Source organism: Lysinibacillus sp. NPDC096382 (genome assembly GCF_044762845.1).
GTDB lineage: Bacteria > Bacillota > Bacilli > Bacillales_A > Planococcaceae > Lysinibacillus.
In genome coordinates, this window is record NZ_JBIWFC010000025.1 from 1 (window position 1) to 12,791 (window position 12,791).

The 12,791-nt window shown below is 33.5% G+C and carries 15 protein-coding genes; 11 read left to right on the forward strand and 4 right to left on the reverse strand.

Annotated elements, in window-relative coordinates; translation table 11 throughout:
* Positions 1-229: 229 nt before the first annotated feature.
* From ACIQZA_RS23045 to ACIQZA_RS23055, 3 genes are read left to right on the forward strand one after another with little or no spacing between them, the layout of a single operon-like run.
* Positions 230-805, forward strand: coding sequence for a glycoside hydrolase family 73 protein (locus ACIQZA_RS23045; protein WP_402884207.1), 576 nt, complete (start codon positions 230-232; stop codon positions 803-805).
* Between the two features lie 12 nt (positions 806-817).
* Positions 818-1,456: a response regulator transcription factor gene (locus ACIQZA_RS23050; RefSeq protein ID WP_400932851.1), complete on the forward strand. Its 639-nt coding sequence runs from the start codon at positions 818-820 to the stop codon at positions 1,454-1,456.
* The gene (locus tag ACIQZA_RS23055; RefSeq protein ID WP_402884204.1) at positions 1,453-2,808 is read left to right on the forward strand and encodes a sensor histidine kinase; all 1,356 of its coding nucleotides are present in this window, start codon (positions 1,453-1,455) and stop codon (positions 2,806-2,808) included. Before ACIQZA_RS23050 ends, ACIQZA_RS23055 begins: the two co-directional genes overlap by 4 nt.
* 609 nt (positions 2,809-3,417) lie before the next feature.
* Here the strand turns inward: ACIQZA_RS23055 and ACIQZA_RS23060 are convergent.
* The gene (locus ACIQZA_RS23060; protein ID WP_400932855.1) at positions 3,418-4,794 is read right to left on the reverse strand and encodes an MATE family efflux transporter; all 1,377 of its coding nucleotides are present in this window, start codon (positions 4,792-4,794) and stop codon (positions 3,418-3,420) included.
* A 19-nt stretch (positions 4,795-4,813) separates the two neighbouring features.
* Positions 4,814-5,293 (reverse strand): DUF6530 family protein, encoded by a 480-nt coding sequence (locus tag ACIQZA_RS23065; protein ID WP_400932857.1) that lies wholly within the window; start codon positions 5,291-5,293, stop codon positions 4,814-4,816.
* A 309-nt stretch (positions 5,294-5,602) separates the two neighbouring features.
* On the opposite strand from ACIQZA_RS23065, the gene ACIQZA_RS23070 reads away from it, so the two are divergent.
* The 5 genes from ACIQZA_RS23070 (at position 5,603) to ACIQZA_RS23090 (ending at position 7,711) form a co-directional block, all read left to right on the forward strand.
* The gene (locus ACIQZA_RS23070; RefSeq protein WP_142509053.1) at positions 5,603-5,980 is read left to right on the forward strand and encodes a hypothetical protein; all 378 of its coding nucleotides are present in this window, start codon (positions 5,603-5,605) and stop codon (positions 5,978-5,980) included.
* A gap of 50 nt (positions 5,981-6,030) precedes the next feature.
* Positions 6,031-6,573 carry a TlpA family protein disulfide reductase gene (locus ACIQZA_RS23075; protein ID WP_402884202.1) on the forward strand — a complete coding sequence of 181 codons (543 nt, stop codon included), beginning with the start codon at positions 6,031-6,033 and terminating at the stop codon, positions 6,571-6,573.
* A gap of 74 nt (positions 6,574-6,647) precedes the next feature.
* Entirely contained in the window at positions 6,648-7,151 is a 504-nt protein-coding gene (locus ACIQZA_RS23080) for a DinB family protein (protein ID WP_400932862.1), read from the forward strand.
* A gap of 22 nt (positions 7,152-7,173) precedes the next feature.
* Entirely contained in the window at positions 7,174-7,461 is a 288-nt protein-coding gene (locus ACIQZA_RS23085) for a metallophosphoesterase family protein (RefSeq protein WP_402884201.1), read from the forward strand.
* Positions 7,442-7,711 (forward strand): metallophosphoesterase family protein, encoded by a 270-nt coding sequence (locus ACIQZA_RS23090; protein WP_402884200.1) that lies wholly within the window; start codon positions 7,442-7,444, stop codon positions 7,709-7,711. The genes ACIQZA_RS23085 and ACIQZA_RS23090 overlap by 20 nt, the downstream gene beginning before the upstream one ends.
* Positions 7,712-8,021: 310 nt before the next feature.
* On the opposite strand, the gene ACIQZA_RS23095 is transcribed toward ACIQZA_RS23090, so the two are convergent.
* Complete coding sequence (locus tag ACIQZA_RS23095; RefSeq protein WP_400932868.1) at positions 8,022-8,330, reverse strand: hypothetical protein; 309 nt, start codon at positions 8,328-8,330, stop codon at positions 8,022-8,024.
* 159 nt (positions 8,331-8,489) lie between these two features.
* Positions 8,490-9,494 carry a nucleoid-associated protein gene (locus tag ACIQZA_RS23100; protein WP_402884196.1) on the reverse strand — a complete coding sequence of 335 codons (1,005 nt, stop codon included), beginning with the start codon at positions 9,492-9,494 and terminating at the stop codon, positions 8,490-8,492.
* Between the two features lie 296 nt (positions 9,495-9,790).
* Here ACIQZA_RS23100 and tsaA point away from each other — a divergent pair, with 296 nt between their 5' ends.
* The 3 genes from tsaA (at position 9,791) to ACIQZA_RS23115 (ending at position 12,378) form a co-directional block, all read left to right on the forward strand.
* Positions 9,791-10,252, forward strand: coding sequence for a tRNA (N6-threonylcarbamoyladenosine(37)-N6)-methyltransferase TrmO (gene tsaA / locus ACIQZA_RS23105; protein WP_402884211.1), 462 nt, complete (start codon positions 9,791-9,793; stop codon positions 10,250-10,252).
* Positions 10,253-10,437: 185 nt separating this feature from the next.
* Positions 10,438-10,671, forward strand: a complete 234-nt coding sequence (locus ACIQZA_RS23110) for a GNAT family N-acetyltransferase (protein WP_403009991.1) — start codon at positions 10,438-10,440, stop codon at positions 10,669-10,671.
* Between the two features lie 564 nt (positions 10,672-11,235).
* Positions 11,236-12,378 carry a DUF418 domain-containing protein gene (locus ACIQZA_RS23115; RefSeq protein WP_402884194.1) on the forward strand — a complete coding sequence of 381 codons (1,143 nt, stop codon included), beginning with the start codon at positions 11,236-11,238 and terminating at the stop codon, positions 12,376-12,378.
* The last annotated feature ends 413 nt before the right edge of the window (positions 12,379-12,791 follow it).

Consider the following 12,791-nt stretch of genomic DNA (forward strand, 5'->3'; position numbering starts at 1 on the left):
CCCAGAGGCTGGTCGGCTTTTCTTCACTTCTACTATAAAAAAATAGTAGCACAAACCATGGCCTTGGTTTGTACTACTAATGTTAGTATGTTTTTTATGGAAATAAGCGAGCAAAGTATTCATTAATCGTATTAAAGGTTTTTCATCTCATATTATTTTTTTGTCAAATGACTGTAACATTCCTCTTTTAAAATACATGTAATAAATTCATTCAAAAAGAGGTTATATAATGAAAAGCATCTACAAATATAGAAAATTCAAAGTGTCAATAATTGTACTAGTTGTTAGTTTAACTTTACTTTTAGTTTTTTCTATAAGACCATTTCAAAAAGAAAATAGAGAAAATCAGCATTTTATAGATGAAATCGCCCCTATAGCTGTAAAATTAAACCAGCAAACAGGAGGAGTACTACCGAGTATAATAATAGCTCAGGCTATACTAGAATCGAATTATGGCAAAAGTGAATTAGCTGTAAAGGCAAATAATTTATTTGGGATAAAAGGTAGCTACAAAGGTAAGTCAGTAAAAATGCCAACTATCGAATATGAAAATAATAAAAGTTATACAATAGAAGCTGAATTCAGAGCTTATCCCGATTTGAAAAGTGCATTAATTGACCATACTAAATTATTTTTAGACGGAACGAGTTGGAATAAGGAACAATATTATGATGTTCTTGCGGCAGCAAATTATCAAGAAGCAGCCCATGCTTTGAAAAAAAACCATTATTCCACAGATCCTAAGTATCCTGAAAAATTAATTGCTATTATAGAACAGTATAAGTTAGGTAAATATGATAATTAGGAGATAAATATAATGAATGTACTTATCGCTGATGATGAACTAGATATGCTAAGGATTTTACAAAGTTATTTCAAAAAGGAAGGGTTTACGGTATTTACGGCTACAAATGGTTCAGAGGCACTTGATATTTTCTATAATGAAAAAATTGATTTGGCCATTTTGGATTGGATGATGCCAGAAAAAGATGGGATTACAGTTTGCCGCGAAATGAAGAGGACTCAAAAAATTAAAGTCTTAATACTGACAGCCAGAGATACTGGAGAAGATGAATTTATTGCATTGTCTGATGGCGCTGATGATTATGTAAATAAACCATTTTATCCAAAAGTTTTATTAATGAGGGCAAAAAAATTGTTGCAAATGGAATCCATTCAACAAATAAACGATGTATCATTTGATATTTCAACCAAACGTGTATGGAGAGATGGAAAAGAATTGGTTTTAACAAAGACTGAATTTGAGCTTTTACGTATATTTAGCCAAAATAGAAGACAAATTTTAACCCGAGATCAACTGCTTGATTTAATATGGGGGATAGAGTACATGGGCGATCCGCGGACGGTAGATACACATATTCGACGTCTACGTGAAAAAATTGGGGAGGATATTATCCAAACTCATCGGGGCGTTGGATATAGCACAACGGAATGAAACAAAAAATTGGAACAAAATTAACTATTTATATAACCCTTGTTGTTATTATCACATTTAGCATCTCACTTGCGGTAAGTCAGTTTTTTCTACCAAAATATTACCTTCATCAATTTAATAAAAAGGTATCTGATGCTTTTATAGCTTATCAGGAATTGGGTGATGAGAGCTTGGTGGAGAAACAATTTGATGTGACTATTCTTTCGGTATCGTTAGATGATACTATCGAAGACCTGAATAGTAATTTAAAACACCAACTTGCAAGGAAGCATATAGCACTTAATAAATTTTGGGTTTCTGAAGAAATATTACAAAAAGTTAAAGAGGATAAGACTGTGGGCGAACTTTATAATCAAGGAAAACAAAAATCCAGTTTTATCGCTCATTATAAAAAAGAAGATGATCATCTAATTATGATTGGAGCCTCTATGGCTAGTTTTATTGAAATAGCTTATTTTATTAATCGCTTTAATATAATTTTTTTGATAGTCAGTATCTTAGTAATTATTATAATTACTGCCTTTCTTTCTAGAATGCTAACAAGACCTTTAAATAAATTAACAAAGGTTGCAAAAGAAATTGGTGAGTTGGATTTTAAACAGGCAGAAATTCGGACAGGAGATGAAATTGAGGACCTTGCAAAAAGTATTAATAAAATGAGTAAGGCACTCGAAAAAGCGCAACAGGATTTATCTAAACGGAACATTGACTTAAAGCAATTTATGATAGGTTTAACCCATGAGCTTAAAACGCCTTTAGCATTAGTTAGAGTATATTCCAGTGGGATTGAAGATGGTATAGATGATGGAACTTATCTTGCAACCATTAACAAGCAAGTTGATAGAATGGAAAAAATAATTACAGATATGCTTTATTTCGCCAAAACAGAGGAAAATGATTCTAATAAAACTAACTTTGATTTAATTATGTTGATTAATGAGATACTGGATAACTATCGACATATACAAGAGGAAAAACAAATCTATTTTAAAACTGAAGTTACTGAATTTATGCTGACGACTGAGCAAGATAAAGTACATTTCATTTTTGAAAATATGATTAGTAATGCAGTCAAATATGCTTCTGGAAATGAAATTCATATTTTCTTTAGTCAAGACAGTGTGTTTGAAATTAGTAATGATACTACCTTGACTGATATATCTAGAATATGGCATCCCTTTTATGTTGGAGAAAGCTCTCGTGACAAGAACTTTTCAGGTACGGGGCTAGGACTTGCTACTGTTAAAAGCCTTACTGAACAATTAGGATATTCAACTCAAGCAACGCTATCTAACGGTAAAATCATTTTTAAAATCGATTTTGTAAATCATAATCGCGTGGATATGCATTAAACCATATTGTTGCTTGTTGCTAATTAAAAATTTAATGAGCCTTAAAATTAAATGATAACAGTTATTGAACTACCTTTAAATAACAATTAAAACATTAACAATGTTGCATAACTAGTCTAAAAAACAAACAATCGCAACATTGTTTTTTATTTGGTAGTTGTATCTTTCCATACATGTATTTAAAGAAATAAGCCTAATTAACTTTGAATAAATTAATAAAAAGTTTTGATAAATCCTTATTGCTTCATTTTTCTCCGTAAGATTGTTTGAGGTAATGTTTTGCACTGGTATAGTTTTTGCTGGGGGCACTTTTTACTTTTCAAGTAGTGGGGAGCTATATCTAGATTATTTGCATCTCAAGCTAGTGGGCAAACAGGCATAATTCTGAAAAGAGAACGTTTCACTTATAAATTAGGTCCGATATTTACTGCTTCAATTATATTCTTTTTAATTGGATTGGTATTCTTTATCTTATTGGTTTGGGGAATAATCCCGCCTAGCCAAGCTTAAATAATGGTGGGTCAACAAAACTATTTACTCTATACACCTATACAAAAGTCTGTAGACAAAGTTACATATAACTTTGTCTACAGACACTATCATAAAAAATTAATCGCTGAGCATTGCTTTTAATGTTCGTTTTTGCCAGCCTAGCTTGAAGTATGCGTATTGTAATACAAAATGTACACAGAAGGCAGTAGGGTAAGCAATCCAAACGCCGTTTAGCTTGAATGTAGTGTAGTGCGACAAAACAAACGCCAATGGTACCTCGACTACCCAAATTGCAATGACTAGGAAAATTGTAGGCCATAAGACAACACCCGTAGCTCGCATTGTAGCTGAAACGGTTTGTGTATGGCCAAAAATTAAATAACTCCAAAACGCGATATATAAATAATCCTTGGCGATAAGTACCGTATCCTGTTTATCAATAAAGAAAGATAAAATAGGCTCCGCAAATAAATACATGATTAAAATAATCGCGCCACCTAAAATATAGTTAACGAGCACACCAAATTGACGAATTTTTTTAATCATATCCGTAGAGTTTGCCCCTAAAGCCTGCGCCACAAATACAGAGGTTGCAATAGCAATACTCATCGCCGGCACCTGCGCATAGCTAGCGACCTGATTGACAACACCGTAAGCAGCCGTAGCATCGGAGCCGTAAACATTAACAAAGCCTATTACAGCAATTTCTGCTACAGAGATTGCAACCATACTAATGCTTGCTGGAATGGCTAACTTTAGTAATGAAGCTAAAATATCCTTCTTTAATTTAAAATGCTGTAGAATCGATTTGTCTAAGCGTAAAATATGCTTTGTTTTATGCAAGTAGGCAAATAATAATAACATCGTCACTAGATTGGATAACACAGAGGCATAAGCAGCGCCGTTTAAACCAAACTTAGGCAGACCAAGCCAGCCGAAAACTAATGGTGGTAGGAATGCGATATTTAAAATAACACTTATGACTAAAAATAAAAAAGGTGTTTTGGAATCACCTACACCACGCATAAAGGTTGTGTACACCATATACCAGAACATAATTGGTAATGTGAAAAATAAGATTTGAGCATAGCTTATACTCATATCTAATATATTTGCGGGTGTTTGCATAAAGCGTAAAATCCACTCAATAAAAAAGCCACCAAAAATCGCGACGACAATCGATAAAATCGTTGTAAAGGCTAAAGTTACCCCTACAACCTCCTTCATCTTTTCATGATTGCCAGCCCCATACGTTTGCCCTACTAAAATCGAGCTACCTGAACCAATCCCAATAGCAAATGCCATTAAAAAGAAGAAGAATGGAAAAAATGCTGAAATTGCTGCCAGCGCATCAACACCTAAATTGCGCCCAACTATAAACATGCCAAAGACTTGCCCTAGTGACTGCAGCACATTCGCTAGCATAACCGGGATTAAAAAGTTAAAAAAAGCTTTTTGCAGTTTCTTATCATCATGTAAAATTTGTTGGTTCATTTTTATCCCCTCTTGGGTTTTAATAACCCATTTCTTTTAAAATATGTGATAGAGTGTGCAGGCGTTCGCCAATTAGTTCACCATCCGCACTTAAAGCTTGATTAAAGAGCTTAATATCCTCTTCAATTTGTTCATTTTCCGTACATACTTCCACTGTCATTGCATCCCCTTGTAAGCCAATACGTTTAATAACAGGGTTTTCTTCATCATATAAATGATCGTAGCGATAAGCTTCCTTAAAATGAAGCTGAGATTCACATACTAATATAGCAAGGTCAAGCACACGATGAAGTGGTAATTCTTCCGATTGACGTGACCATTTACCACCTGTATGACGCCACACTTTAGCCGAAATATCAACCTTGCCTCTGTCATTCCATTGAGCTAAGCCAAGTGACAGCCCTTGCGCATCTGTATGATAAGCAGTGCGCCCATCAATATTGGCATAATTTTCAGCAACAATAACAGGTTTATGCTTTAAATGAGTAGGTATTTTCATCAATTACATCCTCCTTTGTTAGTTCTATTTTTAGTAATTTAGTAAATTACTGCATTAGTAAATATAGCATTGGACAAATTCGGAGGTCAATCTTTATGTGGGAAATTTTTCGTATAATGGGTCCGACGAACAAATTAGTTGAAATGTTATCTTGTAAGACTGCATTGATTAAAGGGGATAGTTACTACAATTTATAGAGAGTAGACTGAATTCGTTAAATTGGTTAAAATGGTAATTGGTTTATATAATGGAAATCAAATAGGCATTATTCTTTGAAAATCGGAAAAACGAATGAAAGAGGGTAATAGAATGAGAATCCAACCTACAAATAATAATTACATAAATACGATTAAAAAAGGTGAAAATAATAGACTATCTCCAGATTTATTTTTAGATAAAAATAAAGAGGCAAAAGTGAAATATGAAATTATAAGAGAAGGTGGTTATATTCGTCATTATATAACAAAATTAAATGGTGAAAGAGTAATGATTAAAGAAACAAAATTACCAAAGGGACAAGATACAAATCAAAGCACAGGCGGGATGACCGACGTTTTGTTGGATAGCCTAATCAATCAATTTACAAAAACTTTAGATCACCAAAAATCTGATGAATTATTAAAAAACGGAATAGCAGGTCAGAAAGCCAAAGAAAAATTAATGTTAGCTTATCGAAATTCAATCTAGGTACGTTTTAAGAGAAAACGATAATTAAAAAGGGTTAAGTAGGTGATTTTGTGCAGGTTAAAAAGCGTTTAGGTTATTATATATCTGCTTTGTTAGTCGTATTACTTGTAGGAATTGTTGTGAAAAATGTATTCATAAAAGAAACAACAGTCAATCCGATAGTAGAAAATGAAGATGGAACAAAACAGCTTGTTTTTGATGCAAAATTAACACGATTAGACGAATCATCAACAACATTTAAAGAATACAATGGAAAGGTCCTAATCGTTAACTTTTGGGCATCTTGGTGTGGACCATGCCAAGAAGAGGCTTCTGAATTTAGGGATTTTTATAACAATAAAGCAGAAAATGTTGAGCTGTTAGCGATCAATGCAACTTCTAATGATAGTAGTGAAAATGCCATGAAATTTCAAGAAACATACAATTTGAATTTCCCTTTATTTCTTGATATAGACGGTAAGCTTCAAAAATCATTTGAAATAATGGCTTATCCAACAACTTTTATATTTGATTCTAAAGGTATATTGAAATACTCGATAAAAGGAGGGCTTAATCAAAAAGAATTAAATAAATATATTGATACACTCTACTAAACTGTAAACACTGTTCCTTTACGATGGGAGCACTTTTCTGTTGGTGTTACTTTTAAGAAAAGAGGGGGATTTTTATGTATCAGCGTTTAAATGATTTTTTTAAGTCTTGGGCGTTCGAAGCAAATTGTACACAGGGATTATTAAATAATCTAACTGATGAATCTCTTAAACAGGAAATAACGTCTGAAAATTGGACTTTAGGACGTATTGCTTGGCATACTGTTACTGCAATTCGAATCATTACTTCAAATACAAGTTTACCATTTGATGCTCCATCTAAAGATTATCCTGTTCCCACTTCAGCACAATTTATTGCAGATAGCTATTCCCAAACTAATAATGCATTTGTGAAAGCAGTAAAAACAAATTGGACTGATCAAACCCTTCAAGAGGACATCAATTTTTTCGGTCAAGAAATGCGAATTGGTACATTGTTAATGTTCTTGATTCAACATCAGAATCACCATCGGGGACAAATGACGGTTCTCATGCGACAGGCGGGATTAACTGTCCCAGGCATTTATGGGCCAGCTAAAGAGGAGTGGGCAAATTTCGGTATGGAAGCTCCAAAAATGTAAAACTAATTAGGACGATGATAGTGTGAAAATAGCTGTATTATCAGATATTCATGGAAATAAATTAAAAGCAGTGTTAGAGGATATAAAATATAGAAGTATCAATAAGATATATAATTTAGGTGACACTCTTTACGGACCGTTATTCCCGTTAGAAACATATGAAATGATAAAGAGTACAAATATTAAAAGTGTAAGTGGGAATTGTGATCGGATATTGTTGGAGTCTTCATCGGAAAATCCAACCGTGCAATATGTAATAAACGTGCTTTCAGAAGAACATAAACCTGCCATTGTCGATTCAGACAGATGATTTTTACTTTTGTCATGCTTCACCTGAAAATGATGAGCTATATATGTTGAATGAAATAACGCCAAATGGTGTTACTTTAAAACAGACAGAGGAAATAATGAAATTAGTAAAAGATATCACACAAAATATTATTTTTTGTGGTCACTCCCATTTTCCAACGATTGTTTATTTACCTAATAACAAAATCATTATTAATCCAGGCAGTGTCGGTTTGCCTGCTTATGAAGAAGTTGAACCGTTCTATTATTAAGATTGAATCCGGTACATCATTTGCGAATTATACAGTCGTAGAAAAGCGGAATGGTGAATGGATGATTGAGCAGTTAAGCATTCCTTACGATATTAAGGTAGCTATTAAACAAAGTGAAGTTCAAAATAGGTCTGATTGGGCCAGAGCATTAAAATGCGGAAGAGTTTAAGGTGGTATTTTAATTTCTCTCAGCGGGTGTCCAAACATTCGCTGAGAGAAGCTAAAGCCTCCGAGGCAATTATGCCAAATTAATAGGATAATAAAGTAAAAGGACTTGTTGATAAATCATACAAACAAGTCCTTTATTGTATCATTTTAAATATTGACGTGAGCTTTGCTCTTTCGCTGTAATTACTTTTAGTAGGTCCTTCTTTTGGATAAATAAAATAACAGAGGCTTGAACTGTCATTGCTAAGACGAGCAGAATGAAGTGAGAATTGTGACTGAAATTTAATGAAAGAAAATAAAATATTGGTGCAGACGATAAGTATGAAATATATTGGTTTTTAGTTACTAAATAAATTATGGTTGAAATACATGTAGTTACTAAAAGGAGTTCAAGTAAAATCTCGATGGAAGCACTATCAATATTATTAAGTAATTCGTTTATATAGGACATATTACAAACGCCCCTCCTTAATCGTTTTAGGAAATTGTAACATATTTGGTAATAGTTTGAAAGAAATGGTTCTGTTTGAGATCCTCATTGTGGAAATAAGTTTTTTAAACAATAAAAAGAGGCTTTCCTATAAACATTTGGAAAGCCACAAGTATATCATTATAGTTCTTCCTGAAAATAAATTTTGTAGAATTTTCGATTTGTAGATTCATCGTAGCCTACTTCAATTAGTTCTCCCACTTGCTCGATATCCTGTACATTTACCTGGATTTCAATATTAGAATCGAGTTTAATTTTACGTTTATATTTTTTTTCAGCCTTTTCAAGCGCACTTTCAGAAATTATGGTTTCATATGGTTTTACCGAATTTATAATAATATCTTTTTGTGTTGGTTCAGCATTATCAAATACTGTTTCAATATAATTATTTACTTGAAATTCATCTTCATTTCTAAAGTAATCAAGCGTTTTGTTTAAAAGCCCAAGTTTCTCAGTATTTGTAAAGCTTTCTTCTTTTAAAATATATTTTTTGCATTCTGTTAACGCTAAATTCGTTTTGTAATAATGTTCATCAGCTGCTTTAATCTTTAAAAATCGTTCTTGCCAGTAGACAATATCTTCTTTCCTTTTTGTTTTCATAAAGACAGCAGGTGCCTCATCCGTTCCCATATCTACGATAATGGCCATGTTATTAATTTTCTTTACATTAATTCCATCAACACCATTGACGACCATTTTGTTGTGATCGTTTTTAACATCTAAAAACATTTCCTTTTCATCAATTTTAACGATGGCGATTATTTTTTTAGCTTCTGTAGCAAGAAAACAATTGTCAAATAATCCAATAAACAATTCGCCACTTTTAATGTTAGGATGTTGAGATACACTATGTAAGTGTTTAGCAATGTTGATTGATTGTTCTAAGAAACTAGTCTCCTGATCAAATATTGCCCTCACATATGTGTAAACCTCGTTTAAGGCAATGTCTGTTTCATGAAAAAATTCGAATTGCTGCTCTAAATCGATTTTGCTAAACGCTAGCTGTGTAAAAGCTGCCTCTAGCATGACCTCTGGCTGTGATAATGATTCCTCACCTAACACGAGTGTATCGTCAATAAAATGTAAAATATATTGTAATAACTTACTTTCACTTACTTCAAGCATGTTTTCCACCTTCTAAAATTTCATTGTAGATAATATACCATATCATATTCCTCGCAACATTTTCATGTATTTTATTTTTACGAATAATAAAATAAAAAAGAACATTGAATACATGCATTTAAGAGATTTGTTGATACATTTGTTATAAGGAGAGACTATGGGTTCTTTATTAAATAGGGGAAACTCCTTTGAAATCACAAGTACATTACCTTAAATTTACATTGGTGGTAGCTGAAGTATACTGGGGTTAAATGGAACTATGCATGAAGAAATCTACAAAGAGAAGAGGTCTTGATATGCTTTATAACATTAAACCAATAGCTGTAGTGAGCAATAGTCGAACAATGATTGAAGACGACAATTGGGGTGGCGTCATGTCTACTATTGAATTGACAAAAGATATGTATGAATCATCTTTAAAGGGGATTGATGATTTTTCTCATTTAGAAATAATTTTTTATTTTGACAAAGTGGCAGCTGAAAAAATTCAATATGAAGCGAGACATCCAAGAAATAATACGGACTATCCGGAAGTTGGTATTTTTGCACAGAGAGGTAAAAATAGACCTAATAAAATAGGCGTAACAGTTGTAGAATTACTAGAATTAAAAGATAGAACATTAATCGTTAAAGGCTTAGATGCTATTGATGGAACACCAATCATTGATATAAAACCTGTAATGAAAGAATTTTTACCGAAAGGTGACATAAAACAGCCATGTTGGGCAACTGATTTAATGAAGAATTATTGGGACTAGTATATATTGAAACCGAGAGACTAGTAATTCGTCCATATACTTTCACTGATTTGGATGAGTTATATGCAGTCGTTTCTGAGCCTAATTTTTACTGATTTATCCCAGAGGACGTGCCGAGCCGCGATGATGTTCAGCGAGTAATAGAGTGATCCATTCAATGTAACTTAAAAAACAGGCCTACTAAAATACATAAGCTTAATCTAGCTATTGTAGAGAAGCAGAGTCAAAAAATAATTGGTTATTGCGGGCTTGGCCCCGATGATGTAAAAAACACAGAAATCGAAATTTATTACGGTATTTCTGAAGCTTATAGAGGGCGAGGAATAACAGCTGAAGCAACAAAAGCTTTGATGAATTATGCATTTTATAGGATTGGGCTGTTGTTCATCCTGAAAACATGGCATCTTTACGAATTGTAGATAAACTGGAATGAGCTATGAATATACGTATAACAATCCTAATTCGGAACTGAAGGATTTTGAAGGATTGCTTCTTCTATAGATGCTAAAGCATATCAATGAAGTAAATGAATATGTAAAGCTTAAATTCTTCCTCGATCGGATGAAGCGAGTTCGGGGAACGGAGGCTAAATGCATTACGTATTTTGATAACGCCTTTTGTTGATGCTGCTGCTTCGCATTCGCGCAGATAAACCCTTTTGCGGTCGCTTCGCTTTTCGGACAAACGACGCCCCGTGGAAGGCGCTCAGTCGGAACGGATATTTACCCCTCGTTTTCTGAAGAATGTTCACGTTAAATTCATTAAGATAATAGCTTTTCAATAACATGGGACTTCTATTTAATGAGTAGAAGTCTTTGTTTGATATCGAACAAAATACATACGTCCATTCTCATATCCCCTTATGCATTTAAAACAGAATAGTCCTATTTTTCTGTTTTTTAAGACCGTCTTAAGGTTACGATTAAATAGCTATAAGGTTATTACGTTATTCTTTCTTTAAATGAATGGAAAGGGGAAACATGATGGGATTGAAACGGGTTTCGTTCGTTGATAGTCTTCGTGGATTTAGTTTGCTTGGGATTTTACTTGCTAATTTAGTAATTTTTCAATATGGCATGCATGGAGCCTTAAAAAATTTATCATCACAAAGTGCAGGGGATTTTGTGAGGGTATTTATTGGTGGATCTTTTATGCCTATTTTTACACTGTTATTTGGATTTTCTTTTATAAAGCTAATTGAATCTGTACGCGAAAAAGGGATGAAGAGTCGATGGATTATACTTCGACGGAGCATGGGACTCATTTTATTAGGCTGGCTGCATACTACATTTATATGGGAAGGTGACATACTCTTATATTACGGTTGTATGATTCTGTTTTTGTTACCATTCATTAATCGAAAAGCAAAAACAATTATCATATGGGCTAGTATTTTCTTTGTATTTTCAGTCGCAATTATAATGAATATTAACTTAGATCTCCCAGCAAATCAGCAGGATATCAATGCGTATATTGAAAAAGCAGATACCATTTATGCACATGGTAGTTATTTAGATGTCGTCAATTTTCGTCTAAATAGGCTAATGCCTGAACAAGAAACATCTATCCTATTATTTGTAGCGTCATTATTTTATGCACCGTTGTTTTTACTTGGTATGGCGCTTGCAAAAATGCGGGCATTTGTAAATATAGAGCGGGAACAAAAGTGGTATAAGCTAGGTATGATACTTGTACCTATAGGGATACTATGTAAATATTTAAGTTTAAAAGATGGAGATTTGTCGACTATGCTTCAGATGAGTGGGGCACAAGTTTTAGCGTTAGGCTATGTATGTGTAGCCGCCTTACTCTATAAGAAATGGCGTACGTCCTCTATTATTCATGCCTTTGAATGTGTTGGTAAGCTGTCTTTAACTAATTATTTAATGCAATCTATTATTTGTACAACTGTATTTTTTGGCTATGGTTTTGGGTTGTTCGGAAAATTAGGTGTCTTGAATGGGATATTATTTGGATTAGGCATTTATTGTGTGCAGTGCATTGGCAGCGTCTTATATTTTAAAAAATTCAAGCGTGGCCCATTTGAGCAGGCTTTACGGATATGGACGAATTGGTCGATTGATGGTCGATTAAAGCGAAAAGAACAGAGTATTAATAGTGATTGAATAATTTTACAACAAAGGGGATGAGAGAAATCCCCTTTGGCAGCCCTCGAATATGGTTCTAGTGGAATAAGAGTAAATGCTAAATGTCCTGGTAGTGAATAACGAATTTGACGAAGGGAATAGAGATGAATCCAGAGGAAAACGAACCATGCGAAGTCTCGCATCGCCAGAAGAGATTGCAAATGTGATAGGTTTCTTAATTTCGATGCTTGATGGTGGATTAACTTCTTAAAAATTATGAAATTTTAATGATCAAAGGATGAAATGAATGGAAAACCGTATTGATCAAAAACTAAGAGAGACGTCTCACTAATGCCACCTATAGAATTAGACAATTTGGAGGCTACTTGGAGGATTAGTAGCAACTGCTCAACCTGCTCCGATAGCAGACAAGATTTTTGTTGAAAACAAAA

Excerpts from the sequence above, each read along its gene's own strand:
- ACIQZA_RS23045 (WP_402884207.1), top strand. The coding sequence starts at position 230 with ATGAAAAGCATCTACAAATATAGAAAATTCAAAGTGTCAATAATTGTA.
- ACIQZA_RS23050 (WP_400932851.1), top strand. The coding sequence starts at position 818 with ATGAATGTACTTATCGCTGATGATGAACTAGATATGCTAAGGATTTTA.
- ACIQZA_RS23055 (WP_402884204.1), top strand. The coding sequence starts at position 1,453 with ATGAAACAAAAAATTGGAACAAAATTAACTATTTATATAACCCTTGTT.
- ACIQZA_RS23060 (WP_400932855.1), bottom strand. The coding sequence starts at position 4,794 with ATGAACCAACAAATTTTACATGATGATAAGAAACTGCAAAAAGCTTTT.
- ACIQZA_RS23065 (WP_400932857.1), bottom strand. The coding sequence starts at position 5,293 with ATGAAAATACCTACTCATTTAAAGCATAAACCTGTTATTGTTGCTGAA.
- ACIQZA_RS23070 (WP_142509053.1), top strand. The coding sequence starts at position 5,603 with ATGAGAATCCAACCTACAAATAATAATTACATAAATACGATTAAAAAA.
- ACIQZA_RS23080 (WP_400932862.1), top strand. The coding sequence starts at position 6,648 with ATGTATCAGCGTTTAAATGATTTTTTTAAGTCTTGGGCGTTCGAAGCA.
- ACIQZA_RS23095 (WP_400932868.1), bottom strand. The coding sequence starts at position 8,330 with ATGTCCTATATAAACGAATTACTTAATAATATTGATAGTGCTTCCATC.
- ACIQZA_RS23100 (WP_402884196.1), bottom strand. The coding sequence starts at position 9,494 with ATGCTTGAAGTAAGTGAAAGTAAGTTATTACAATATATTTTACATTTT.
- tsaA (WP_402884211.1), top strand. The coding sequence starts at position 9,791 with ATGCTTTATAACATTAAACCAATAGCTGTAGTGAGCAATAGTCGAACA.
- ACIQZA_RS23115 (WP_402884194.1), top strand. The coding sequence starts at position 11,236 with ATGGGATTGAAACGGGTTTCGTTCGTTGATAGTCTTCGTGGATTTAGT.